Source organism: Allobosea sp. AK1, from assembly GCF_006714945.1.
In the GTDB taxonomy this organism is placed as follows: Bacteria; Pseudomonadota; Alphaproteobacteria; order Rhizobiales; family Beijerinckiaceae; genus Allobosea; species Allobosea robiniae.
This window is the reverse complement of sequence record NZ_VFMG01000001.1, coordinates 4,871,568-4,894,287: the sequence shown is the minus strand read 5'-3', so window position 1 is coordinate 4,894,287 and position 22,720 is coordinate 4,871,568. Positions and strand designations below refer to the sequence as shown.

At 66.3% G+C, this 22,720-nt stretch carries 24 protein-coding genes; 9 read left to right on the top strand and 15 right to left on the bottom strand.

Annotated elements, in window-relative coordinates:
* Nucleotide 1: 1 nt before the first annotated feature.
* From FHT98_RS23325 to FHT98_RS23255, 15 genes are all read right to left on the bottom strand, one after another.
* Entirely contained in the window at nt 2-1,513 is a 1,512-nt protein-coding gene (locus tag FHT98_RS23325; RefSeq protein ID WP_061968156.1) for an NADH-quinone oxidoreductase subunit M, read from the bottom strand.
* Nucleotides 1,514-1,517: 4 nt separating this feature from the next.
* Nucleotides 1,518-3,527: an NADH-quinone oxidoreductase subunit L gene (nuoL, locus tag FHT98_RS23320; protein WP_142115452.1), complete on the bottom strand. Its 2,010-nt coding sequence runs from the start codon at nt 3,525-3,527 to the stop codon at nt 1,518-1,520.
* A 29-nt stretch (nt 3,528-3,556) separates the two neighbouring features.
* Entirely contained in the window at nt 3,557-3,865 is a 309-nt protein-coding gene (gene nuoK / locus FHT98_RS23315) for an NADH-quinone oxidoreductase subunit NuoK (protein ID WP_061968159.1), read from the bottom strand.
* Complete coding sequence (locus FHT98_RS23310; RefSeq protein WP_113585011.1) at nt 3,865-4,488, bottom strand: NADH-quinone oxidoreductase subunit J; 624 nt, start codon at nt 4,486-4,488, stop codon at nt 3,865-3,867. Before FHT98_RS23310 ends, nuoK begins: the two co-directional genes overlap by 1 nt.
* Before the next feature lie 187 nt (nt 4,489-4,675).
* Nucleotides 4,676-5,164, bottom strand: a complete 489-nt coding sequence (gene nuoI / locus FHT98_RS23305; RefSeq protein WP_038367698.1) for an NADH-quinone oxidoreductase subunit NuoI — start codon at nt 5,162-5,164, stop codon at nt 4,676-4,678.
* 20 nt (nt 5,165-5,184) lie between these two features.
* Nucleotides 5,185-5,421, bottom strand: a complete 237-nt coding sequence (locus FHT98_RS23300) for a hypothetical protein (RefSeq protein WP_091859029.1) — start codon at nt 5,419-5,421, stop codon at nt 5,185-5,187.
* Nucleotides 5,418-6,470 (bottom strand): NADH-quinone oxidoreductase subunit NuoH, encoded by a 1,053-nt coding sequence (nuoH, locus tag FHT98_RS23295; protein ID WP_061968162.1) that lies wholly within the window; start codon nt 6,468-6,470, stop codon nt 5,418-5,420. The genes FHT98_RS23300 and nuoH overlap by 4 nt, the downstream gene beginning before the upstream one ends.
* A gap of 6 nt (nt 6,471-6,476) precedes the next feature.
* Nucleotides 6,477-8,540: an NADH-quinone oxidoreductase subunit NuoG gene (nuoG, locus tag FHT98_RS23290; protein ID WP_142115451.1), complete on the bottom strand. Its 2,064-nt coding sequence runs from the start codon at nt 8,538-8,540 to the stop codon at nt 6,477-6,479.
* 4 nt (nt 8,541-8,544) lie between these two features.
* Nucleotides 8,545-9,849, bottom strand: coding sequence for an NADH-quinone oxidoreductase subunit NuoF (nuoF, locus tag FHT98_RS23285; RefSeq protein ID WP_142115450.1), 1,305 nt, complete (start codon nt 9,847-9,849; stop codon nt 8,545-8,547).
* Nucleotides 9,850-9,860: 11 nt separating this feature from the next.
* Nucleotides 9,861-11,126: an NADH-quinone oxidoreductase subunit NuoE gene (gene nuoE / locus FHT98_RS23280; RefSeq protein ID WP_142115449.1), complete on the bottom strand. Its 1,266-nt coding sequence runs from the start codon at nt 11,124-11,126 to the stop codon at nt 9,861-9,863.
* Nucleotides 11,126-12,316 carry an NADH-quinone oxidoreductase subunit D gene (locus tag FHT98_RS23275; protein WP_061968168.1) on the bottom strand — a complete coding sequence of 397 codons (1,191 nt, stop codon included), beginning with the start codon at nt 12,314-12,316 and terminating at the stop codon, nt 11,126-11,128. Before FHT98_RS23275 ends, nuoE begins: the two co-directional genes overlap by 1 nt.
* On the bottom strand, nt 12,313-12,753 hold the full coding sequence (locus tag FHT98_RS23270; RefSeq protein ID WP_061968170.1) for a GFA family protein: 441 nt from the start codon (nt 12,751-12,753) through the stop codon (nt 12,313-12,315). The genes FHT98_RS23275 and FHT98_RS23270 overlap by 4 nt, the downstream gene beginning before the upstream one ends.
* On the bottom strand, nt 12,753-13,358 hold the full coding sequence (locus tag FHT98_RS23265; protein ID WP_091859019.1) for an NADH-quinone oxidoreductase subunit C: 606 nt from the start codon (nt 13,356-13,358) through the stop codon (nt 12,753-12,755). Before FHT98_RS23265 ends, FHT98_RS23270 begins: the two co-directional genes overlap by 1 nt.
* 41 nt (nt 13,359-13,399) lie before the next feature.
* Nucleotides 13,400-13,984 (bottom strand): NuoB/complex I 20 kDa subunit family protein, encoded by a 585-nt coding sequence (locus FHT98_RS23260; protein WP_061968173.1) that lies wholly within the window; start codon nt 13,982-13,984, stop codon nt 13,400-13,402.
* 65 nt (nt 13,985-14,049) lie between these two features.
* Nucleotides 14,050-14,430, bottom strand: coding sequence for an NADH-quinone oxidoreductase subunit A (locus tag FHT98_RS23255; protein ID WP_061968175.1), 381 nt, complete (start codon nt 14,428-14,430; stop codon nt 14,050-14,052).
* A gap of 340 nt (nt 14,431-14,770) precedes the next feature.
* Here FHT98_RS23255 and FHT98_RS23250 point away from each other — a divergent pair, with 340 nt between their 5' ends.
* From FHT98_RS23250 to FHT98_RS23210, 9 genes are all read left to right on the top strand, one after another.
* Nucleotides 14,771-15,463 (top strand): YcbK family protein, encoded by a 693-nt coding sequence (locus tag FHT98_RS23250; RefSeq protein WP_142115448.1) that lies wholly within the window; start codon nt 14,771-14,773, stop codon nt 15,461-15,463.
* Nucleotides 15,464-15,803: 340 nt separating this feature from the next.
* Entirely contained in the window at nt 15,804-16,397 is a 594-nt protein-coding gene (locus FHT98_RS23245; protein WP_244492848.1) for a TetR/AcrR family transcriptional regulator, read from the top strand.
* Entirely contained in the window at nt 16,394-17,158 is a 765-nt protein-coding gene (locus FHT98_RS23240) for an ABC transporter ATP-binding protein (RefSeq protein WP_142115447.1), read from the top strand. The genes FHT98_RS23245 and FHT98_RS23240 overlap by 4 nt, the downstream gene beginning before the upstream one ends.
* Complete coding sequence (locus FHT98_RS23235) at nt 17,155-17,877, top strand: ABC transporter ATP-binding protein (protein WP_248309289.1); 723 nt, start codon at nt 17,155-17,157, stop codon at nt 17,875-17,877. The genes FHT98_RS23240 and FHT98_RS23235 overlap by 4 nt, the downstream gene beginning before the upstream one ends.
* A 47-nt stretch (nt 17,878-17,924) precedes the next feature.
* The gene (locus FHT98_RS23230; protein WP_142115446.1) at nt 17,925-19,130 is read left to right on the top strand and encodes an ABC transporter substrate-binding protein; all 1,206 of its coding nucleotides are present in this window, start codon (nt 17,925-17,927) and stop codon (nt 19,128-19,130) included.
* On the top strand, nt 19,127-19,990 hold the full coding sequence (locus tag FHT98_RS23225; RefSeq protein WP_248309288.1) for a branched-chain amino acid ABC transporter permease: 864 nt from the start codon (nt 19,127-19,129) through the stop codon (nt 19,988-19,990). Before FHT98_RS23230 ends, FHT98_RS23225 begins: the two co-directional genes overlap by 4 nt.
* Nucleotides 19,990-20,901 (top strand): branched-chain amino acid ABC transporter permease, encoded by a 912-nt coding sequence (locus FHT98_RS23220; protein ID WP_142115445.1) that lies wholly within the window; start codon nt 19,990-19,992, stop codon nt 20,899-20,901. Before FHT98_RS23225 ends, FHT98_RS23220 begins: the two co-directional genes overlap by 1 nt.
* Nucleotides 20,902-20,919: 18 nt before the next feature.
* Nucleotides 20,920-21,408: a GAF domain-containing protein gene (locus FHT98_RS23215; RefSeq protein ID WP_061968186.1), complete on the top strand. Its 489-nt coding sequence runs from the start codon at nt 20,920-20,922 to the stop codon at nt 21,406-21,408.
* Nucleotides 21,409-21,443: 35 nt separating this feature from the next.
* The gene (locus FHT98_RS23210; RefSeq protein WP_142115444.1) at nt 21,444-22,679 is read left to right on the top strand and encodes a metal-dependent hydrolase family protein; all 1,236 of its coding nucleotides are present in this window, start codon (nt 21,444-21,446) and stop codon (nt 22,677-22,679) included.
* The last annotated feature ends 41 nt before the right edge of the window (nt 22,680-22,720 follow it).

The following is a 22,720-nucleotide window of genomic DNA, read 5'->3' as shown; positions in this document are numbered from 1 at the left end:
CTTACTGCGCGGCCGCCAGCGCCGTCTTGGCGACGGCGAGGGCTGCCTGATAGTTCTTGATGAGCGCTTCGGTCGGCGCCGCGAAGGCGTCGAGGATCGTGTGCGGCTGGATGCCGTACCAGATCGTCAGCAGGACGAGCGGGACCAGGATCACGAATTCACGCGGGTTCAGGTCCTTGATGTCCTTCAGCTCCGGCTTGACCAGCTCGCCGAAGACGACGCGGCGGTAGAGCCAGAGCGCGTAGGCAGCCGAGAGGATGACGCCCGACGTCGCGATGAAAGCCACCCAGGGGTTGGCGCGGAAGGCGCCGAGCAGCGTCAGGAACTCGCCGACGAAGCCCGAGGTGCCAGGCAGGCCGACATTGGCCATCGTGAAGATCATGAAGACGACGGCATAGGCCGGCATGCGGTTCACGAGCCCGCCATAGGCGGCGATCTCGCGGGTGTGCATGCGATCGTAGATCACGCCGACGCAGAGGAAGAGCGCGCCCGAGACCAGCCCGTGGCTGACCATCTGGTACATCGCACCCTGGATGCCCTGCGGCGTCAGGGTGAACAGGCCCATCGTTACGAAGCCCATATGGGCGACCGAGGAATAGGCGATCAGCTTCTTCATGTCCTCCTGCATCAGCGCCACCAGCGAGGTGTAGACGATGGCGATGACGGAGAGGGCGAAAACCAGCGGCGCGAACAGCGCCGAGGCTTCCGGGAACATCGGGATCGAGAAACGGATGAAGCCGTAGCCGCCCATCTTCAGCAGGATCGCCGCCAGAACGACGGAGCCGGCGGTCGGCGCCTCGACGTGGGCGTCGGGCAGCCAGGTATGGACCGGCCACATCGGCATCTTCACCGCGAAGGAGGCGAAGAAGGCGAGCCACAGCCAGGGCTGCATCTGCGACGGGAACTTGTGCGCCAGCAGTGTCGGGATGTCGGTGGTGCCGGCGTTCCAGTACATCGCCATCACCGCCAGCAGCATCAGCACCGAGCCGAGCAGCGTGTAGAGGAAGAACTTGTAGGAGGCGTAGACGCGCCGCTTGCCGCCCCAGATGCCGATGATCAGGAACATCGGGATCAGGCCAGCCTCGAAGAACAGGTAGAACAGCACGAGGTCGAGCGCCGCGAAGACGCCGATCATCAGCGCTTCCAGCACCAGGAACGCGATCATGTATTCGCGCACCCGCTTCTCGACCGAAGTCCAGGAGGCGAGGATGCAGAACGGCATCAGGAAGGCCGTCAGCACGATGAAGGGGAAGGAGAAGCCGTCGACGCCGAGCTTGAACTTGATGGACTCCGAAACCCAGCCATGGGTCTCGACCAGCTGGAAGCCGGGATTGGCCGTGTCGAAGCGCCCCCAGGCGACGCAGGCCAGCACAAAGGTGAGCACCGTCGTGACGAGCGCCGCCCAGCGCGCATTGGAGTTGACCGAAGCCTCGTCGCCACGCTGCACCAGGATGAAGGCAGCGCCGACCAGCGGCAGGATCAGGAGACCGGTGAGGATACCGAAACCGAACATCATCTCACCCGCGCGCCACGAGATACCAGGTCACGAGCCCAGCGACACCGATGAGCATGGCGAAGGCATAGTGATAGAGATAGCCGGTCTGAAGCCGGACCACCCGATTGGTGACGTCGACCACGCGGGCCGAGACGCCGTCCGGGCCGAAGCCGTCGATGACGAGGCCATCGCCCTTCTTCCAGAGGAAGCGGCCGAGCCACTTCGCGGGCCTGACGAACAGGAAGTCGTAGAGTTCGTCGAAGTACCACTTGTTGAGCAGGAACTGGTAGAGCGCCGGGTTGGCGGCCGCCAGCTTGCCCGGAATCTCGGGCCGGCGAACATACATGTACCAGGCCAGCGCGAAGCCGATCACCATCGCCACGAAGGGCGACCAGACGACCCATTTCGGGACTTCGTGCATGGCGTGCAGGATGTGGTTGTCCTTGCCCATGAACAGCGCCGACTTCCAGAAATGCTCGAAGTCATGGCCGATGAAGGCTTCCTTGAAGGCGTAGCCGGCCACGATCGCGCCGAGCGAGAGCACGGCGAGCGGAACCAGCATCGTCCAGGGGCTCTCATGCGGCGTGTGGTCATGGCCGTGGCCGTGACCGTCGTGCCCATCAGCGGCATGGGCGTGATCGTCATGGCCGTGACCATGCGCGTCGTGACCATGGCCCCAGCGCGGCGCGCCCTCGAAGGTCATGAAATAGAGCCGCCAGGAGTAGAACGAGGTCATGCCGGCTGCGACGACCAGCAGCACGAAGGCATAGGACGAGGCGAGGCCGCCATGCGCCACCGAGGCGTAGGCGCTCTCGATGACCGCATCCTTCGAGAAGTAGCCGGCGAAGCCCGGGAATCCGGTCAGCGCCAGCGTGCCGATCGTCATGGCGGCGGCAGTCAGGGGGATGTGCTTCCGGAGGCCGCCCATGTGGCGCATGTCCTGCTCGTGATGCATCGCGTGGATGACCGAGCCGGCGCCGAGGAACAGCAGCGCCTTGAAGAAGGCGTGGGTGAACAGGTGGAAGATGCCGGCGCCATAGTTGCCGACGCCGAGCGCGACGAACATGTAGCCGAGCTGCGAACAGGTCGAATAGGCGATGACGCGCTTGATGTCGTTCTGCACGAGGCCGACCGTCGCCGCGAAAAAGGCGGTGGTGGCGCCAATGACGACGACGACGGTGAGTGCGACGGGCGCGTATTCGAACACCGGCGACAGCCGCGCGACCATGAACACCCCGGCGGTGACCATCGTCGCGGCATGGATGAGCGCCGAAACCGGGGTCGGGCCTTCCATCGCGTCCGGCAGCCAGGTGTGCAGCAGGAACTGCGCCGACTTGCCCATCGCGCCCATGAACAGCAGCAGGCAGGTCAGGGTCAGGGCGTTCCAGTCATAGCCAAGGAAGCGGAAGCTCTGGCTCGCCATCTCGCCGGCGCGCGGGAAGATGGCGTCGAAGGTGACGGCACCGAAGAGCACGAAGATCAGGAAGATGCCGAGCAGGAAGCCGAAATCGCCGACGCGGTTGACGATGAAGGCCTTCATCGCAGCCGCATTGGCCGAGGGCTTCTGATACCAGAAGCCGATCAGCAGATAGGAGGCGAGGCCGACGCCCTCCCAGCCGAAGAACATCTGGACGAGGTTGTCCGCCGTCACCAGCATCAGCATCGCGAAGGTGAAGAGCGAGAGATAGGCGAAGAAGCGCGAGCGGTGCTCGTCCTCGTGCATGTAGCCGATCGAGTAGAGGTGCACGAGGCTGGAGACCGTGTTGACCACGACCAGCATCACCGCCGTCAGCGTATCCACGCGGAAGGCCCAGTCGACCTGCAATTCGCCGGACGAGATCCAGCTCGCGACCTGCACGCGGGTCGTGCCGGAGCCGAAGCCGACCTGGGTGAGCGCGACCCAGGACAGGGCGGCGGAGACCATCAGCAGCGAGGTCGTGACGATCTCGGAGCCGCGCGCGCCGATCAGCCGGCCAAAGAGGCCGGCGATCAGGAAGCCGATGAGAGGGAGGAAGACGATCGCGTGATACATGGCAGTGAGGTCCAGGCGCTGGGGCGCGCTCAGCCTTTCATCATGTTGATGTCTTCCACCGCGATCGTGCCGCGGTTGCGGAAGTAGACGACGAGAATGGCGAGACCGATCGCGGCCTCAGCCGCCGCCACCGTGAGCACGAGCAGCGCGAAAACCTGGCCGACGATGTCGTTCAGGAAGCTCGAGAAGGCGACGAAGTTCAGGTTGACCGAGAGCAGGATGAGCTCGACCGACATCAGGATGACGATGACGTTCTTGCGGTTGATGAAGATGCCGAGCACGCCGAGCGTGAAGAGGATGGCGCTGACGGCGAGATAATGGCCCAGTCCGATCGTCATCACGCCATCTCCTCGGGAACGCCGGCGCGCGAAGGCACCTGCTTGACCGCCATCGCCGCGTCCTTGGTGCGGGCGTTCTGCGTCGGGACGTGCTGGCGCTTGATGCCGGGGCGGTCGCGCAGCGTCAGCACGATCGCGCCGATCATGGCGACGAGCAGCACGAGGCCGGCCGCCTGGAAGTAGTAGACATACTGGGTGTAGAGCACGCGGCCGAGCGCCTCGGTGTTCGAGATGCCCGCCGGGATCGCGGCGACCGGCGCCTTGACGATCTGCGGATCGATGACCCAGGCGCCGACGACCAGCAAAAGCTCGACGGCGAAGATGAAGCCGATCAGCGCGCCGATCGGCAGGTAGTTCAGGAAGCCCTGGCGGAACTCGGCGAAATCGACGTCGAGCATCATCACCACGAAGAGGAAGAGCACCGCGACCGCGCCGACATAGACGACGACCAGCAGCATCGCGAGGAACTCGGCACCGAGCAGCATGAAGAGCCCGGCCGCGTTGACGAAGGCCAGGATCAGGAACAGCACGGAATGCACGGGGTTGCGCGAGGTCACCACCATGAAGGCGGATGCCACGGTCACCCCTGCGAAGAGATAGAAGAAAGCCGCTGCGGCATTCATCTCGGCCAGCCCTTCCCGCCCCTTTTCGGCGCGGTCCTCGTTTGGTTCGTGCTCCGGGACTCAGAAGGCCCGCAGCAATTTGGAGCGTCTATAATCAGGCCCGCCGGGCGGGACAACCGCACGGCGGGTCTGTGAACTCAATCGCACCCTTCGGCATCATCGCGGGACGACGCCGGAGGTCGGTCAATCACCGATAGGGCGCATCCATCGCGATGTTGCGCGCGATCTCGCGTTCCCAGCGCGCGCCGTTCGCGAGCAGCTTGTCCTTGTCGTAGAACAGCTCCTCGCGGGTCTCGGTCGCGAACTCGAAATTCGGCCCCTCGACGATGGCATCGACCGGGCAGGCTTCCTGGCAGAAACCGCAGTAGATGCACTTGGTCATGTCGATGTCGTAACGGGTGGTGCGACGCGTGCCGTCGTTGCGGCGCGGGCCGGCCTCGATGGTGATGGCCTGCGCCGGGCAGATCGCCTCGCAGAGCTTGCAGGCGATGCAGCGCTCCTCGCCGTTCGGATAGCGGCGCAAGGCATGCTCGCCACGGAAGCGCGGCGAAAGCTGGCCCTTCTCGAACGGGTAGTTCAGCGTCGCCTTCGGCTTGAAGAAATAGCGCATCGACAGGCCGATAGCCCCGACGAACTCCTTCAGCAGCAGGCCCCTTGCGGCTTGCGCGAGTGACATCGCCTTCGTCCTTTACATCCTCAGCCGAACACAGTCCGGCCGATTACGAAACCCAGAACCGGCATCACGCCGATCGTCATCACAACCAGAACCGCTCGCAGGATGCGGATGCGGCGCTCGTAGTCAGCTCTCTCGGCTTCGGTCTCCGAGCGATCCGTGCGCCGGAGCGCCCCGATCACCACGGCCGACATCAGCCGGTATTCCAGCAGGCCGAGCCCGAAGCCGATCAGGGCACCGAGCGGGCCGGCCCAACTCATCCCGCGACCGGGCCCCAGCCGGTTAACTGCAGCACCAGCGCCACGATCACCACGCTACCGATGGAGAGCGGCAGAAAGACCTTCCAGCCCAGGCGCATCAACTGATCGTAGCGGTAGCGCGGCACGAAGGCCTTCACCAGCGCGAACATGAAGAACACGAAGCAGACCTTGAGCGCGAACCAGAACACGCCGGGCAGCCAGGTGAAGGGCGGCAGCGCGACCGGAGGGGCCCAGCCGCCGAGGAACAGGATCGTGGTCAGCGAGCACATGGTCATGATCGCCACGTATTCACCGAGCATGAACAGCAGGTACGGCGTCGAGGAATATTCGACCATGAAGCCCGCCACGAGCTCGGATTCCGCCTCGGCCAGATCGAAGGGCGGCCGGTTCGTCTCGGCCAGCGCCGAGATGAAGAAGACCACGAACATCGGAAAGAGCGGGATGAAGTACCAGTTCAGGATCGAGAGCCACGGCACGCCGAGCGCATGCGCAAGACCCCGGTTCTGCTGCGCCTCGACCACCGCCGAGAGGTTCAGCGAGCCGACGCAGAGCAGCACGGTGATGATGACGAAGCCGATCGAGACCTCGTAGGACACCATCTGCGCCGCCGAGCGCAGCGCGCTCATGAACGGGTATTTCGAGTTCGAGGCCCAGCCGGCCATGATGATGCCGTAGACGCCGAGCGAGGAGATCGCGAGGATGTAGAGCACGCCGACATTGATGTCGGCGATCGCCCAGCCTTCCGCCACCGGGATCACCGCCCAGGCGCCGAGCGCCAGAAGGCAGGAGATGAAGGGCGCCAGCAGGAAGATGCCCTTGTTGGCACCGGACGGGATGATCGGCTCCTTGAGCGCGAACTTGATCAGGTCCGCGAAGCTCTGGAACAGGCCCCAGGGTCCGACCACGTTCGGGCCGCGGCGGAGCTGCACCGCCGCCCAGACCTTGCGGTCGGCCAGCAGGATATAGGCGATGAAGACCAGCAGGCAGACCAGCAGCAGCAGGCTCTTGCCGAGGATGATCGCGATATCGAGGACGAGGTCCCAGTTCATGGCCGCTTACTCCGCCGCCTGCTGATGCCGGCCGGAGGCCAGCGCCGAGCATTCCGCCATGATGGCGGAGGCACGCGCGATCGGGTTGGTCTGATAGAAATCGGCGACGACGGGCGCGAAGCCCGCCTTGTCGGTCTTGCCGCCGAGGCCGGCGAGCTTGCCGATCTCCGAGGCGTCGTTGACTGGGAGGCCGTCGAGCGCCGCGAAATGCGGGTGCGCGTCGTAGAGCGCCTTGCGCAGGCCGGGCAGCGAGTCGAAGGGCAGCGTCTTGCCGAGAGCTCCTGAGAGCGCGCGCAGGATCGCCCAGTCCTCGCGGGCATCGCCCGGCGGGAAGGTGGCGCGGTCGCCCATCTGCACACGGCCTTCCGTGTTCACATAGGTGCCGGACTTCTCGGTATAGGCCGCGCCCGGCAGGATGACGTCGGCGCGATGCGCGCCCTTGTCGCCATGCGTGCCCTGGTAGATCACGAAAGCGCCTTCCGGCACCTCGATCTCGTCGGCGCCGAGCAGGAAGAGCACGTCGAGCGCACCCGGCTTGACCATCGCAGCCGCATCGAGACCGCCCTCGCCCGGCACAAAGCCGAGATCGAGTGCGCCGACGCGGGCGGCGGCGGTATGGATCACGCCGAAGCCGTTCCAGCCCTCAGCGACGGCGCCGAGCGCCTGCGCCGCCTTGGCGGCGAGCGAAAGCACGGCCTCGCCGTCGGCACGGGCGAGAGCGCCCTGCCCGACCAGCACCATTGGCTTGCCGCCAGCGGCAGCGGCCGACTTCACGACCTCGGCCAGCGTTTCCGGGCCGGCGCCAAGATAATCGTAGGTATAGGTCAGGTCGGCCTTGTCGCCGATGACGCTGACCTTGAAGTCGCCACGCAGCCAGCGCTTGCGGATGCGGGCGTTCAGGATCGGCGCCTCGCGGCGCGGGTTAGAGCCGATGATCAGCAGCGAGGTCGCGTCCTCGATGCCGGCGATGCCCGCGTTGAGGACGTAGGACGCGCGGCCGAACTTGGGATGCAGCTTCGTGCCGTCCTGGCGGGCGTCGAGATTGGCGGAGCCGAGCGAGGCGATCAGGCTCTTCAGCGCGAACATCTCCTCGACCGCGGCGAGATCGCCGGCGATCGCGCCGATCTTCTCAGGCGCCGTCCCCTTCACCTTATTGGCGATGGCGGCGAAGGCCTCGTTCCAGCTCGCGGGACGCAGGCGGCCGTTCTCGCGGATATAGGGCCGGTCGAGACGCTGCGTGCGCAGGCCGTCGGCGACATGGCGGGTCTTGTCGGAGATCCATTCCTCGTTCACCGCCTCGTTGAGGCGGGGCAGGATGCGCATCACTTCCTTGCCGCGCGAGTCGACGCGGATGGCCGAGCCGACGGCGTCCATCACGTCGATGCTCTCGGTCTTGGAGAGCTCCCAGGGCCGGGCCTTGTTCTGGTAGGGCTTCGAGGTCAGCGCGCCGACCGGGCAGAGATCGACGACGTTGCCCTGCAGCTCCGACGACATCGCCTGCTCGAGATAGGTCGTGATCTCCATGTCCTCGCCGCGGCCGATGGCGCCGAGGTCGGAGGCGCCGGCGACCTCGGTGGTGAAGCGGACGCAGCGCGTGCACTGGATGCAGCGCGTCATCGAGGTCTTGACCAGCGGGCCGATATACTTGTCCTCGACCGCGCGCTTGTTCTCCGCATAGCGGGAGGTGTCGACGCCATAGGCCATCGCCTGGTCCTGCAGGTCGCACTCGCCGCCCTGGTCGCAGATCGGGCAATCCAGCGGGTGGTTGATGAGCAGGAACTCCATCACCCCTTCGCGGGCCTTCTTGACCATCGGCGACTTGGTCAGGACGACCGGCGGCTCGCCGTTCGGGCCGGGGCGCAGATCGCGCACGCCGATGGCGCAGGAGGCCTGCGGCTTCGGCGGGCCACCCTTCACCTCGACGAGGCACATGCGGCAGTTGCCGGCGATCGAGAGGCGCTCGTGGAAGCAGAAGCGCGGCACCTCGGCGCCAGCCGCCTCGCAGGCCTGGAGAACCGTGTACTCGGCGGGTACGTCGACCTCGACGCCGTCGATGAGGAGTTTCGTCATGGTCTCACTCCGCCGCCATCAGGCGCACAGGCTCGCTGTGCGGGTTGGCGGCATAGTCGTCGATGCGCTGCTCGATCTCGTGACGGAAATGCGCGATCAGGCCCTGGATCGGCCAGGCGGCTGCGTCGCCGAGCGCGCAGATGGTGTGGCCCTCGATCTGCTTGGTGACGTCGAGCAGCATGTCGATCTCGCGCTTCTGGGCGCGGCCCTCGGCCATGCGCTCCATGACGCGCCACATCCAGCCCGTGCCCTCGCGGCAAGGCGTGCACTGGCCGCAGCTCTCGTGCTTGTAGAAATGGCTGATGCGGGCGATGGCGCGGACGATGTCGGTCGACTTGTCCATCACGATGACCGCCGCCGTGCCGAGGCCGGAGCGCAGCTTCGAGAGCGAGTCGAAATCCATCGGCGTGTCGATGATCTGCTCGGCCGGGACCATGCGGACCGAAGAACCGCCGGGGATGACCGCCTTGAGATTGTCCCAGCCGCCGCGGATGCCGCCGCAATGCTTCTCGATCAGCTCACGGAACGGGATGCCCATCGCCTCCTCGACGTTGCAGGGCTTGTTCACGTGGCCGGAAATGCAGAACACCTTGGTGCCGACATTATTCGGCGTGCCGAGCGAGGAGAACCAGCTCGCGCCGCGGCGCAGGATGGTCGGGGCGACCGCGATCGACTCGACGTTGTTCACCGTGGTCGGGCAGCCATAGAGGCCCATATTGGCGGGGAATGGCGGCTTCAGCCGCGGCATGCCCTTCTTGCCTTCGAGGCTCTCCAGCAGCGCCGTCTCCTCGCCGCAGATATAGGCGCCGGCGCCGTGATGCACATAGAGATCAAAGGGATAGCCGTGGACGTTGTCCTTGCCGATCAACTTGGCGGCATAGGCCTCGTCGACGGCGCGCTGCAGCGCCTCGCGCTCGCGGATATATTCACCGCGGATGTAGATATAGGCCGCGTGCGCGCCCATGGCGAAGGAGGCGATCAGGCAGCCCTCGACCAGCGTATGCGGGTCGTTGCGCATGATCTCGCGATCCTTGCAGGTGCCCGGCTCCGACTCGTCGGCGTTGACGACGAGATAATGCGGGCGCCCGTCGCTCTGCTTGGGCATGAACGACCATTTCAGCCCGGTCGGGAAGCCGGCGCCGCCGCGGCCGCGCAGGCCGGACTTCTTCATCTCGTCGATGATCCAGTCCCGGCCCTGCTCCAGGATGAACTTGGTGCCATCCCAGCCGCCGCGCTTGATCGCACCCTTCAGGGTACGGTCATGCAGGCCGTAGAGATTGGTGAAGATGCGATCGCGATCTGCGAGCATGTCCTAGTGCCTCACTCTGCCGGCTTGTCGCCAAGCTTCGACTCCGGGCGCCAGCCCGTCGCGAGCTTCTTCGACTGAGCAATCCAGTCGTCACGCAGCGCCCGGCCCTTGAAGCCGGTCAGCCGCGCATCGACCCAGGCGAGCTCCGCCGGTGTCCATTTGGCGATCTGGTCGAAATGCCAGACCCCCATCTCGTTGAGCATCTTAGCCAACTTCGGCCCGACGCCCCAGATCAGTTCGAGATCGTCGCCCTTGCCGCCGCGGGCAGCGGTCAGCAATTCGGGCTTGCTCTCGTCGGTCGCAGCCGACGCCGGCGCGGGCTTCGCCACAGCAGCGGGCTTGGCCGCAGCAGCAGGCTTGGCCGCAGCAGCAGGCTTGGCAGCCTCGGCGACATCCTTCTTCTCGACCTTGCCCTTGGCGGCCGGCGTATCGTTCGCGGCGCTCGAAGGCTGGGCGGGAGCAGAGGGCTTCGGACGGCCGGCAGCAGCCGTCTCGGTCGCAGGCTTGGCAGCGACGGCGGCCGGGGTCGCCTCGGCCTTCTTGGCCTCGGCTTCAGCTGCTTTCTTGGCCTCAGCCTCGGCGGCGGCCTTGGCGGCGGCGGCCTCGGCGGCAGCCTTGCGCTGCTCGACGACGCGCTTCTGCCAGTCGCCGGCGCCGATCATCGAGCCGTCATAGAGCGCCTTGTCGGTCAACGTCTGCGGGCCGCCTTCCGGCTCGGAGCCGGTGCGGCCGTTCTGCGGGCCGGGCTTGGTGGCGCGGCCATTGCGCATGTCGTCGAGAAGCTGGCGGAAGGAAGCCGGCGTCAGGTCCTCGTAGTAATCGACATTGATCTGCGCCATCGGAGCGTTGCAGCAGGCCCCCAGGCACTCGACTTCGAGCCAGGAGAGCTTGCCGTCGGCGGTCACGGTCGATTGCGGGCCGATGACGTCCTCGCAGACCTTCTTCAGCGCTTCCGCGCCGCGCAGCGCGCAGGGCGTCGTGCCGCAGAGCTGGACGAAAAACTCGCCAACCGGCTGCAGGTTGAACATCGTGTAGAAGGTCGCGACCTCCAGCACGCGCATCGGCGCCATCCCTAAGCGCTTCGCGACGGTCTCGATCACGGCGCGCGAGACCCAGCCCTCCTGCTCCTGCGCCTTCCACAAAAGCGGGATGACGGCGGAAGCCTGGCGGCCTTCGGGGTACTTGGCGATCTGCTGGTCGATCCAGTTCTCGTTCGCCGCGGTGAAGGCGAAGGAGGCAGGCTGGATGGGATCGGGCGCGAGACGACGGACGGACATTAGCGGTCCACCTCACCAAAGACGATATCGAGGGAGCCGAGGATCGCGGAGACGTCGGCGAGCATGTGCTTGCGGCACATGAAATCCATGGCCTGGAGATGGGCGAAGCCCGGGGCCTTGATCTTGCAGCGATAGGGCTTGTTGGTGCCGTCCGAGACCAGATAGACGCCAAATTCGCCCTTCGGCGCCTCGACGGCGGCATAGACCTCGCCGGCCGGCACCTTGTAGCCCTCGGTATAGAGCTTGAAGTGGTGGATCAGCGCTTCCATCGAGCGCTTCATCTCGCCGCGCTTGGGCGGCACCATCTTGCCGTCGAGCGAGGAGACCGGGCCGCCGCCATCAGGCGCCAAGAGCTTGTCGCAGCACTGCTTCATGATGCGCACCGACTGGCGCATCTCTTCCATGCGGATGTGGTAGCGGTCGAAGCAGTCGCCGTTCTTGCCGACGGGGATGTCGAATTCCATCTCCTCGTAGCACTCGTAGGGCTGCGACTTGCGCAGGTCCCAGGGCGCGCCGGAGCCGCGCACCATCACGCCCGAGAAGCCCCATTTCCAGCAGGTCTCGAGATCGACCACGCCGATATCGACGTTGCGCTGCTTGAAGATGCGGTTGTCGCTGAGCAGCCCTTCGAGGTCGTCGCAGACCTTGAGGAAGGGATCGCACCACTCGGCGATGTCATGGATCAGCGAGACCGGGATGTCCTGGTGCACGCCGCCGGGCCGGACATAGGCCGCATGCATGCGCGCGCCGCAGGCCCGCTCGTAGAAGATCATCAGCTTCTCGCGCTCCTCGAAGCCCCAGAGCGGAGGCGTGAGGGCGCCGACGTCCATCGCCTGCGTGGTGACGTTGAGCAGATGCGAGAGGATGCGGCCGATCTCGGAATAGAGCACGCGGATGAGCTGGCCGCGGCGCGGCACGGTCACGCCGACGAGGCGCTCGACCGCCAGCGCAAAGGCATGCTCCTGGTTCATCGGCGCGACATAGTCGAGCCGGTCGAAATAGGGCACAGCCTGGAGATAGGTCTTGGCCTCGATCAGCTTCTCGGTGCCGCGATGCAGCAGGCCGATATGGGGATCGACGCGCTCGACGATCTCGCCGTCGAGCTCCAGCACGAGGCGCAGCACGCCGTGCGCGGCCGGGTGCTGCGGGCCGAAATTGATCGAGAAATTGCGGATATTGTGCTCGGTCATGACCGGCCTTCCTGCTGCGCCTGGAAGCGCGCCATCACTTCGGCACCCGTCAGCCGCGGGCGCTCGCCGGCGAAGGCATAAAGCGCCGGCTTTTCATCGATGAAGATCTCTTCGAGGAACTTGAACGATCCGGTGTCGTCGAAGCTCTGGAAGGCCACGGCGACATGGCCCTCGCCTTCGCGCAGGCGCCAGAACAGGCTCGAGCCGCAGTTCCGGCAGAACTGCCGCATCGCCCATTCGGACGAGACGTAGCTGCCGAGCTGGCTGTCGTCCTCGATCGTCACGTCGCCACAGGACACGGCCATGAAGACGCCGCCGCTCCATTTCCGGCACATGCCGCAATGGCAGACATCCATCTCATCGTTCTTGGGCGTCGCCGTGAAGCGGATGGAACCGCAGAGACAACCGCCGGAGAGTTTTTCCGCCGCAGCCGTCATCACGCCCCCTTCGCCTTCTCGTCGCCCGGCAGCACGTAGTCCGTGCCTTCCCACGGCGAGAGGAAATCGAAGTTGCGGAATTCCTGGTTGAGCTTCACCGGCTCGTAGACGACACGCTTCTGCTCGTCGTCGTAGCGGACCTCGACGAAGCCGGTCAGCGGGAAGTCCTTGCGCAGCGGATAACCCTCAAAACCGTAATCGGTGAGGATGCGGCGCAGGTCAGGATGGCCGGAGAACAGGATGCCGTAGAAGTCGTAAGCCTCGCGCTCGAACCAGTTCGCCGCCGGGAAGACCTCGATCACGGAGGGGACGGGCGTCGCCTCGTCGGTCTGGACCTTGACGCGAATGCGGCGGTTATGATGCGGCGCCAGCAGATGGTAGACGACGTCGAAGCGCTTCTCGCGGCCGGGATAGTCGGCGCCGGCGAGATCGGTGAAGTTCACGAAGCGGAAGCGCGGATCGCTGTAGAGCGCACGCAGGACCGCGACGATCGAAGCCGCCTCGGCATGGATCGTGAGCTCCTCGAAGGCGACGACCGCCTCCGTCACCGCGCCGGGCAGCGCGGCCTTGATCTCTTCGCCGAGTTGTACGAGCGCTTCGCTCATCGTCTCACCTTCATCGCCTGCAGCATCGACCGACGGAGCGCTCAGCGCTCGATCGTGCCGGTGCGGCGGATCTTCTTCTGCAGCAGCAGGACGCCGTAAAGCAGCGCCTCTGCCGTCGGCGGGCAGCCCGGGACATAGATGTCGATCGGGACGATGCGGTCGCAGCCGCGCACCACCGAGTAGCTGTAGTGGTAGTAGCCGCCGCCATTGGCGCAGGAGCCCATCGAGATGACGTAGCGCGGCTCCGGCATCTGGTCGTAGACCTTGCGCAGAGCGGGAGCCATCTTGTTGGTCAGCGTGCCCGCGACGATCATCACGTCGGACTGGCGCGGCGAGGCGCGCGGCGCGAAGCCGAAGCGCTCGACATCGTAGCGCGGCATCGAGAGCTGCATCATCTCGACGGCGCAGCAGGCCAGGCCGAAGGTCATCCACATCAGCGAGCCCGTGCGGGCCCAGTTGATCAGATCGTCGGTCGCGGTGACGAGGAAGCCCTTGTCGGCCAGCTCGTTGTTGATCTCGACGAAGAAGGGATCACGCGTCCCCAGCGGCTTGCCGTCGGGACCGAGCAAGCCCCTCGGCGCCTGCGCAACGAGCGGATCACCACGATCGATCGCTGTGATTGCCATAACCTAATCCTTGTGAACCTTTGCCTGCCGGATCGAAAGCGGAGCGCCGCCTCGCAACCCGACAGTCAGTCCCACTCCAGCGCGCCCTTGCGCCACTCGTAGATGAAACCCACGGTGAGCACGCCGAGAAAGATCATCATCGACCAGAAGCCATACCAGCCGAGCCCGCCGAAGGCGACGGCCCAGGGGAACAGGAACGCGACCTCCAGATCGAAGATGATGAAGAGAATCGCGACCAGGTAGAACCGGACGTCGAACTTCATGCGCGCGTCGTCGAAGGCGTTGAAGCCGCATTCATAGGCCGAGAGCTTTTCCGCATCCGGCTTCGAATAGGCGATCGCGAAGGGCGCGATGAGCAGGGCCAGGCCGATGACCGCCGAGACGCCGATGAACAGCACCAGAGGCAGGTAGTCGCTCAGGATGGAAGGCACCGTGGCAGCTTGCATGGTCGAACTCACTTCAGACGGCCGTGGGGCGGCGCGCTGTCCCAGTCGCTTAGACCCTCGATTAGAATGAAGCAAGACTCCGCCGCGCCGCACAATCGCCGTATCCGGGTTGAACCCAGCGCAGAATGCGGCAAAATCCGGCCACGTCCCGCCATCGCCCTGCAGAGCAGTGGCGAAAATCCGACAAAACCGCCTGCTTTCGGCATGCGGGAACGGCAATCATCCGTTCACCCTGCCGAATCGTTGCCGGCTGTGCGAGCGCTTTCCCCGAAAGGCCTGCGATGTTTCGTGCCCCTCGCCCCTCCTCCTTGCCAGCGGAATCCGGACGCATGACGGCACGATGACCCGCGCCGGCCTTCCGCGGGTTCTGGCCATGCCGGCGCTCGCCCTGCTGCTCTCGACGACCGTTATCCGCGCTCAGGACGGCGAGCCGATGCGCGCGCCGCTACCGCCGCAGCGCCCGTTCGACCTCGATCTCGAAGGCACGCCGAAACTGCCGCCGATCGTGGTACCGCCGCCGACGCCGCGCGCCTCCGCCCCCGATACGCCCGCGCTGGCCTTCTCCGAAGAGACGCCGGCGGTGACACAGGGATCGGAGACGCCGGCGGCTCCCGCGTCACCGCCCAGCCCCGGCGAGCCGGACGACGACGAGGGCGTCGAGTGGCCGAAGCTGACGCCGGGCCAGAAGGCCGGCGCCGAGCCGGACTTCGACCCGAACGAGAAGGCGGAGCGACCGGGCATCTCGACCGATCCCGGCACCTCGACCGCCTGCCTGCCGCAGGAACTGAAGCAGATTCTCGGCAAGATCGCCGACAAGTACGGGGCGGTTAAGGTGACCTCGACCTGGCGGCCGCCCTGGCGCGCCCGCCGCGGCTCCTATCACAAGGGCTGTCAGGCGATGGATTTCCGCGTCCCCGGCGCCAGGCCCCGCGCCGTGCTGGAATGGGTGCGCGCCATGCCCGAGGTCGGCGGCCATCATGTCTACTGGAACGGCCTGATCCATATCGACACCGGGCCGCGGCGGCCCTGGTAGGATCCTTTCCGCGAAGGCGCGGTTCCAGCTCACGTCATGCTCGCCCTTGTGGCGAGCATCCATGCCTTGGACACCGCACGGCATCAATGGAGACGTGGTTGGCCGGGGCAAGCCCGACCGTGACAACTATTCGCTGCGCTCCGCCCGGGATGCCCGCTCCTTTGAAAGTCACGACAGGTCCCGCATTCAGGACACTCTCTCGGCTTTCAAAAAACAGGCTTGACTGTTTGTAAGTGAGCCCGCACCGTTTTCCAATCGTCAGGGGAGCGAGGTCGGCATGAGGGTTTCCGGCAAGCGACGATCGCAGAAGGAGCGCAGCGCGGAGACATCCGCGCGGCTGATGAACGCGACCATCGACCTGCTGCACGACCAGGGGCTGGCCCGCACCACCACCCCGGAGATCGCCCGCATGGCCGGCGTCTCCAGGGGTGCACTGACTCATCATTTCGCCGGCCGTGAGGCGATCATCAGCGCCTCCGTCGCCGACATGCTGGGCAAGGCAGCCCGCGACCTGCACCGCTTCGCCGAGGATTTCATGGCGCGCGGCGGCTCCAGCGACGAGATCGTCGACTACGCCTGGCGGATGATGGACGACCGGCTGTTCTACGTGACGATGGAATATCTGCCGGAGGCCCGCCACAACCCGGCCTTCCGCGCCGATCTCATCCCGACGGTCAAGGAATTTCATGCCGGGCTCGACGCGGTCTGGACCGCGCTCGCGGCCCGCGCCGGCACCGACCCCGACCATACCCGCACCGTGATGAACGCGACGATGTGCCTGGTGCGCGGCATGATCAGCCAGACCGTGCTGCGGCCGAACGACCCGGCCTATTACGAGGGCCTGCTCGGCTTCTGGAAGCAGCAGGTCCGGCAGCATTTCCCGATGAAACCCGCGGCCGCCCTCACCGGCCGGCGCAAGACGGCGACAGCATGACGGCTGCACTGACCATCCAGGGGCTGAAGCTCGGCTTCTACGGCGTGCAGGTATTGCGCGGCGTCGATTTCGCGGTGCCGCAGGGCTCATTCACCGGGCTGATCGGGCCGAACGGAGCCGGCAAGTCGACCCTGTTCAATGCGGTTTCCGGGCTCTACCGGCCGCAGGCCGGCTCGGTCCGGCTCGGCACGACGGAAACAGCCGGGATGCCGCCGGAGAAGCTCGTCGCGGCGGGGCTGGTACGCTCCTTCCAGCTCGCGCGCGGCTTTCCCAAGCTCAGCGTCTTCCAGCATCTGATGCTCTATGGCGCCGACCAGCCGGGCGAAGGCCTGCTGGCCGGGCTGATCGGCACGGGTGGGGCCAAGCGGCGCGAGGCCGAGCTCTCCGAGCGCGCCTTCGGCATCGCCCGCCGATTGAAGCTCGACCATGTGCTCGACAACCCCGTGACCGCGCTCTCCGGCGGCCAGAAGAAGCTGGTCGAGATCGGCCGCGCGCTGATGGCCGAGCCCAAGATCCTGCTGCTCGACGAGCCGATGGCGGGCGTCAATCCGAGCCTGACCGAGCAGATCGCCGCGCATCTCGTCGCGCTCAACCGCGACGGGCTGACCATCTGCCTGATCGAGCACGACATGGGGCTGATCAAGAAGCTCTGCGCGCCCGTCATCGTCATGGCCGAGGGCAAGACGCTGACACAGGGCACGTTCGACGAGGTCGCCACCGACACCCGCGTGCAGGAAGCCTATCTCGGGAGGCGTCATTGAGCGCGGCACAGGGCGAATTGCTTGCCGTCGACGGCGTCGTTGCCGGCTATGGCGCGGCCGAGCAGATCCTGAAGGGCACCTCGCTCACGGTGGCGCCCGGCGAGATCGTCTCGATCATCGGCCCGAACGGCGCCGGCAAGTCGACGCTGCTCAAGACCATCGCAGGCCTCGTCCAGGCGCGCGACGGTACGATCAAGCTCAAGGGCGACGACGTCACCCGCGAGAACGCGCTCGGCCGGGCGAAGGCCGGCATCGGTTTCGTGCCGCAGGAGCGCAACGTCTTCGGCGCGATGACGGTCGCGGAGAATCTCGAGATCAGTGGCTTCCAGGAGCCGGGCAAGGTCGGCGCGCGAGCTGAGGAGCTCTATGCGCGCTATCCGATGCTGGCGGAGAAGCGCAAGGCGCTGGCGCGCACACTCTCGGGCGGCCAGCGCCAGATCCTCGCCATGGCGATGGGACTGATGAACGCCCCTGCCCTGCTGCTGCTCGACGAGCCGACGGCGGGGCTCTCGCCCAAGGCCGCCGACGAGTTGTTCGACGCGATCGTCGCGCTCAACAAGGGCGGCCTGCCGATCCTGATGGTCGAGCAGCATGCGCTCGAAGCGCTGCAGATCTCGACGCGCGGCTATGTGCTGGTTTCCGGCCGCAACAGCCGCGAGGGCGCGGGCCCCGCGCTCGCCACCGATCCCGAAATCCGCCGGCTCTTCCTTGGCGGCTAGGACGACGCCGACACGACAGCAAACCAACAAGACAACAGGGGAACATCATGACCGCTTTCACGACCGACCGCCGTACGCTTCTGGCTGGCGCCGCCGCACTTGCCGGCCTCTCAGCGCTGCCCGGCCGCGCGCTCGCCCAGGGCGCCCCGATCAAGATCGGCACGCTGACGCCGCTCACCGGCGCGGGCGGCCCCTATGGCCCGGTCATGGTCAAGGCGGTCAAGGCCGTCGTCGACGAGGTCAATGCCGCCGGCGGCGTGCTCGGCCGCAAGGTCGAGCTGATCTCGGAGGACGACCAGACCAGCCCGGAAGCCGGCGTGCGCGCCGCCCGCAAGCTGATCGATGTCGACAAGGTCTCGGCCATCCTCGGCACCTGGTCCTCCGCGGTCACCACCGCCGTCGCGCCGCTGTGCTGGGAATCGAAGACCTTCCTCGCGACTGTCTCCGGCGCCGATTCGATCACGCAGCTGCCGCATCAGGGCTACCTGATCCGCACCCAGCCGAACACGACGCTGCAGGGCCGCAAGTTCGGCGAGTTCTGCATCGCAGAGAAGGCCAAGCGCGTCTTCTTCCTCTCGCCGCAGACGCCCTTCGCCAAAAGCCAGTTCGACAATATCACCGAGGCCGTGAAGAAGGCCGGCGGCGAGACCGGCTCGCTGATCTATGACGACAAGAAGCCGGCCTATCGCAGCGAGATCGACGAGGTGCTGCGCTTCAAGCCCGACGCGATCATCTTCGGCGGCTACACGCCCGATACCGCCGTCATGCTGAAGGATGCCTACCGCGCTGGCTATTCGGGGCTGAAGGTCGCCTTCGGCTATGCCGTCAACCAGAAGCTGGTCGAGAGTGTGCCGGCCGAGGTCGTCGACAAGACCTTCACCATCGCGCCCTCGCCGGCCGAGGGCTCGAAGGCCTATGCGCGGCTGGTCAAGATGATCGGCGTCGCCTCGCCCGATCCGTACACCACGCAGGTCTACGACCAGATCAACCTGATCCTGATGGCGATCGCCATCGCCGGCGACAGCTCGGGCACCGCGATCAAGGAAGCGGTGCGCAAGGTCAGCCAGGCGCAGGGCGGCGCCAAGGTGGACAACGCCATCGACGGGCTGAAGGCGATCGCGGCCAAGCAGCCGGTCGATTATGACGGCGCCAGCGGCCCCTGCGACTTCACCGAGACCGGCGACATCGCCGATTGCCAGTTCCGCTACGAGCAGGTGCAATCAGGCAAGCTGGCGCTGGTGAAGATCGCGTGAGCCAGCTCCTGCAGGCGCTCATCAACGGGGTGATGACCGGGACGCTGATCGCCGTCCCGGCCATCGGCTTCTCCGCCATCTTCGCGGTGCTGCGCTATCCGAACTTCGCCATCGCGGCCTATGCCACCATCGGCGCCTTTGCCGCTTGGTGGGCGAATGTCGCGATGGGGCTGCCGATACCGGCCGCGCTCCTCGTCGCCTTCGCGGTGACCGGCTTCGTCGGGGTCGTCGCCGAGGAGACCTCGCTGAAGCGCCTGCGCGGCAACGGCGCGCTGATCGTGGCCATCGCCTCGATCGCGCTCAATCTCGTGCTGGAGAATATCGTCCGCTTCATCTTCGGCAACGAGATGCGCGGCTACGACCTGCCGATCGCGCGCGACATGCGCTTCGGCGACCTGCGCATCGGCCCGCAGCAGCTCCAGAGCCTGCTGCTGGCCGTCGCGATCATGGCGACGATGTTCCTGTTCCTGCGCTATACCCGCTTCGGCAAGGCGATGCGCGCCGTCGCGGACAACCCCGATCTCGCCCGGCTCAAGGGCATCGACCCCGCGAAGATCGCGATCGTCACGCTGTTCCTCGGCGCGGGGCTGACCGGCGTCGGCGGCGTTCTGATCGGATTGGACACCTCGATCGATCCGCTGACCGGCTATCGCGTGCTGCTCTCGGTCTTCGCCGCCGCCGTGCTCGGCGGTCTGGGCTCGATCCCCGGCGCGGTCGCCGGCGCGCTGATGCTCGGCATCGCCGAGGAACTGGCGCTGCTCGTCGTGCCCGCGACCTATCGCACCGGCGTCGGCTTCGTCGCGATCCTGCTGATGCTGACCTTCCGGCCGCGCGGCCTCCTCGGGGAAAGGGCCGCCTGATGCTGTCCTATCTGATCTTCACCCTGACGCTCTGCGCCATCTACGGCCTGCTCGCGCTCAGCCTGAACCTGATCTGGGGCAGCGCCGGCCTCGTCAATCTCGGCCTCGCCGGCTTCTTCGCCGTCGGCGCCTATGCCTCGGCGCTGGCGACCGGTGCCGGCGCGCCGGTTCTGATCGGCTGGGGGGCGGCGCTGGTCGTGGGTGCTGCGGTCGGGCTCATAGTCACCTTCGCAACCTTGCGCCTGCGTGACGATTATCTTGCCATCGTCACGCTCGGCTTCGCGGAGGTCATCCGGCTCGTGGCGCTCAACGAGCGCTGGCTGACCAATGGCTCCGACGGCATTTCCGGCATCAAGGCGCCGCTCAAGGCCGAGCTCGGCACGCAGAACTTCGCCTGGTTCTATCTCGGCCTCGCCACGCTGGTGTTGGTGATCGTCTGGGCGCTGCTGCGCCGGCTCGATGGCTCGCCCTATGGCCGCGCCTTGAAGGCGATCCGCGAAGACCAGCAGCTCGCGGCCTTCGCCGGCAAGCCGGTGCTGCGCTTCAAGCTCCAGGCCTTCGCGCTCTCGGCGGCGATCGCGGCGCTGGCGGGCGCGCTCTACGCCCATTTCCAGTCCTATGTCTCGCCGGATCATTTCCAGCCGCTGATTACGATCTACATCTTCCTTGCCGTCACGGCCGGCGGTGTCGGGCGTCCGAGCGGGGCCGTGCTTGGCGCCTATCTCGTCGTGATCTTCCTGGAGGCGACACGCTTCGTCACCGAATGGGTGCCCGGCCTCCAGCCGGTCCAGCTCGCCGCCACGCGCGAGATGCTGATCGGCATCGCCCTCATCCTCGTCCTGCACCTCAAGCCGCAGGGCATCCTGCCCGAGCGCATCCCGAAGGCGCCGGTTCCTCCGACCGCCGCTTGAAGCAAAGAAGGCCTGCCCATGTCCGACGATCTCGCCACCCTCTCCGCCCTCATCAAGGAGCCCGGCCAGCCCGATACGGTCTTCAAGGCCTTCGAGGACATCACCCGCCGCCTCGTCGGCCACGAGCTGTTCACGCTGCTCTATGTCGACGGGCAGGAAGTCGCGCGCATCTTTTCCAACCGGCCGACCGAGTACCCGGTCTCCGGCCGCAAGACGATGGGCCCGACGCCCTGGGGCAAGCATGTGCTGGACGGCCGCCAGCCCTATCTCGGCAAGGACAAGGCCGGCATCCGCTGGGCCTTCTTCGATCACGAGCTGATCGAAAGCATGGGGCTGGGCTCCGTGATCAACATCCCCGCGATCTATGACGGCAAAGTGGTCGGCACGATCAACCTGCTCGCGCCGGAGCACCACTACCGCGAGGAGCATGTCGCGCCGGTCGAGCGTCTGGCGCCGCTGCTGGTACCCGGCTTCCTCGCCGCGCGTGCCGCCAACAAGGCCGCCTGATCCCGATTTCCCGTTCTGTTCGAAGGAACATACCCGTGGCTTCCACCCTCTTCACCAATGCCCGCATCGTCGACGGCTCGGCGCCGGAAGCGGGCGCACCCGTCAGCGTCCTCGTCGAGGGCGGCACCATCCGCGAGGTCGGCAAGTCGGTGACCTCGGCCAAGGCCAAGGTCGTCGACCTCAAGGGCAAGACCTTGATGCCCGGCCTGATCGACGCCCATGTCCATGTCGTCGCCGGCGTCGCCGATCTCGGCGCGAATTCGCGCCTGCCGGATTCGCTGGTCACCGCGCGCTCCTTCGGGATCATGCGGGCCATGCTGATGCGCGGCTTCACCACCGTACGCGATGTCGGCGGCGCCGATTTCGGCCTGAAGCAGGCAACCGAGGAAGGCGATTTCCCGACGCCGCGCCTCGTCATCTCGGGCAAGGCGCTGAGCCAGACCGGCGGCCATGCCGATTTCCGCGGCCGCTATGACGACCGCCCAAGCGTGATCGAGCGCCATCGGCTGGGCGCGCTCGGCCGCATCTGCGACGGCGTCGACAATGTCCGCCGCGCGGCGCGCGAGGAGCTCAAAGGCGGGGCCGACTTCATCAAGATCATGGCCAATGGCGGCTGTGCCTCGCCGACCGACCCGATCCATTTCCTCGGCTTCTCGGTGAGCGAGCTGGAGGCCGTGGTCGAGGAAGCCCGAATGGCCGGCACCTATGTCTCGGCCCATGTCTATACCGACGACGCCATCCGCCGCTGCGTCGAGGCCGGCGTGCATTCGCTGGAGCATTGCAACCTGATCAAGGCCGAGACGGCGAAGCTCGCAGCCTCCAAGGGTGCCGTCGCCGTGCCGACGCTGGTGACCTATGACAAGCTGGTCTCGGACGGGCCGAAGCTCGGCTTCCCGCCGGATTCGGTCGCGAAGGTCGATGTCGTGCGCTCGGCCGGCATGGAATCGCTCGCCATCATGAAGAAGGCCGGCCTGACCATGGCCTATGGCAGCGACCTGCTCGGCGAGATGCACAAGTACCAGTCGGAGGAGTTCGTAATCCGCGGCCGCGCCCTGCCGGCCCATGAGGTCATCGCCTCGGCGACCCATGTCGCGGCGAAGCTCCTGAAGATGGAAGGCCTGATCGGCACGGTCGCGGCCGGCGCCCATGCCGACCTCATCGTCGTCGACGGCGACCCGCTGAAGGACCTCTCGCTCTTGACCCGCCAGGGCCGGCATATCCCGCTGATCATGAAGGCCGGCGCCTTCATGAAGCGCGCCAGCCTGAACTGATCGCATAGGCCGGCGGGGCATATCGCCCCGCCGTGCATTCT

Excerpts from the sequence above, each read along its gene's own strand:
- FHT98_RS23325 (WP_061968156.1), bottom strand. The coding sequence starts at position 1,513 with ATGTTCGGTTTCGGTATCCTCACCGGTCTCCTGATCCTGCCGCTGGTC.
- nuoL (WP_142115452.1), bottom strand. The coding sequence starts at position 3,527 with ATGTATCACGCGATCGTCTTCCTCCCTCTCATCGGCTTCCTGATCGCC.
- nuoK (WP_061968159.1), bottom strand. The coding sequence starts at position 3,865 with ATGACGATCGGACTGGGCCATTATCTCGCCGTCAGCGCCATCCTCTTC.
- FHT98_RS23310 (WP_113585011.1), bottom strand. The coding sequence starts at position 4,488 with ATGAATGCCGCAGCGGCTTTCTTCTATCTCTTCGCAGGGGTGACCGTG.
- nuoI (WP_038367698.1), bottom strand. The coding sequence starts at position 5,164 with ATGTCACTCGCGCAAGCCGCAAGGGGCCTGCTGCTGAAGGAGTTCGTC.
- FHT98_RS23300 (WP_091859029.1), bottom strand. The coding sequence starts at position 5,421 with ATGAGTTGGGCCGGCCCGCTCGGTGCCCTGATCGGCTTCGGGCTCGGC.
- nuoH (WP_061968162.1), bottom strand. The coding sequence starts at position 6,470 with ATGAACTGGGACCTCGTCCTCGATATCGCGATCATCCTCGGCAAGAGC.
- nuoG (WP_142115451.1), bottom strand. The coding sequence starts at position 8,540 with ATGACGAAACTCCTCATCGACGGCGTCGAGGTCGACGTACCCGCCGAG.
- nuoF (WP_142115450.1), bottom strand. The coding sequence starts at position 9,849 with ATGCTCGCAGATCGCGATCGCATCTTCACCAATCTCTACGGCCTGCAT.
- nuoE (WP_142115449.1), bottom strand. The coding sequence starts at position 11,126 with ATGTCCGTCCGTCGTCTCGCGCCCGATCCCATCCAGCCTGCCTCCTTC.
- FHT98_RS23275 (WP_061968168.1), bottom strand. The coding sequence starts at position 12,316 with ATGACCGAGCACAATATCCGCAATTTCTCGATCAATTTCGGCCCGCAG.
- FHT98_RS23270 (WP_061968170.1), bottom strand. The coding sequence starts at position 12,753 with ATGACGGCTGCGGCGGAAAAACTCTCCGGCGGTTGTCTCTGCGGTTCC.
- FHT98_RS23265 (WP_091859019.1), bottom strand. The coding sequence starts at position 13,358 with ATGAGCGAAGCGCTCGTACAACTCGGCGAAGAGATCAAGGCCGCGCTG.
- FHT98_RS23260 (WP_061968173.1), bottom strand. The coding sequence starts at position 13,984 with ATGGCAATCACAGCGATCGATCGTGGTGATCCGCTCGTTGCGCAGGCG.
- FHT98_RS23255 (WP_061968175.1), bottom strand. The coding sequence starts at position 14,430 with ATGCAAGCTGCCACGGTGCCTTCCATCCTGAGCGACTACCTGCCTCTG.
- FHT98_RS23250 (WP_142115448.1), top strand. The coding sequence starts at position 14,771 with ATGACCCGCGCCGGCCTTCCGCGGGTTCTGGCCATGCCGGCGCTCGCC.
- FHT98_RS23245 (WP_244492848.1), top strand. The coding sequence starts at position 15,804 with ATGAACGCGACCATCGACCTGCTGCACGACCAGGGGCTGGCCCGCACC.
- FHT98_RS23240 (WP_142115447.1), top strand. The coding sequence starts at position 16,394 with ATGACGGCTGCACTGACCATCCAGGGGCTGAAGCTCGGCTTCTACGGC.
- FHT98_RS23230 (WP_142115446.1), top strand. The coding sequence starts at position 17,925 with ATGACCGCTTTCACGACCGACCGCCGTACGCTTCTGGCTGGCGCCGCC.
- FHT98_RS23220 (WP_142115445.1), top strand. The coding sequence starts at position 19,990 with ATGCTGTCCTATCTGATCTTCACCCTGACGCTCTGCGCCATCTACGGC.
- FHT98_RS23215 (WP_061968186.1), top strand. The coding sequence starts at position 20,920 with ATGTCCGACGATCTCGCCACCCTCTCCGCCCTCATCAAGGAGCCCGGC.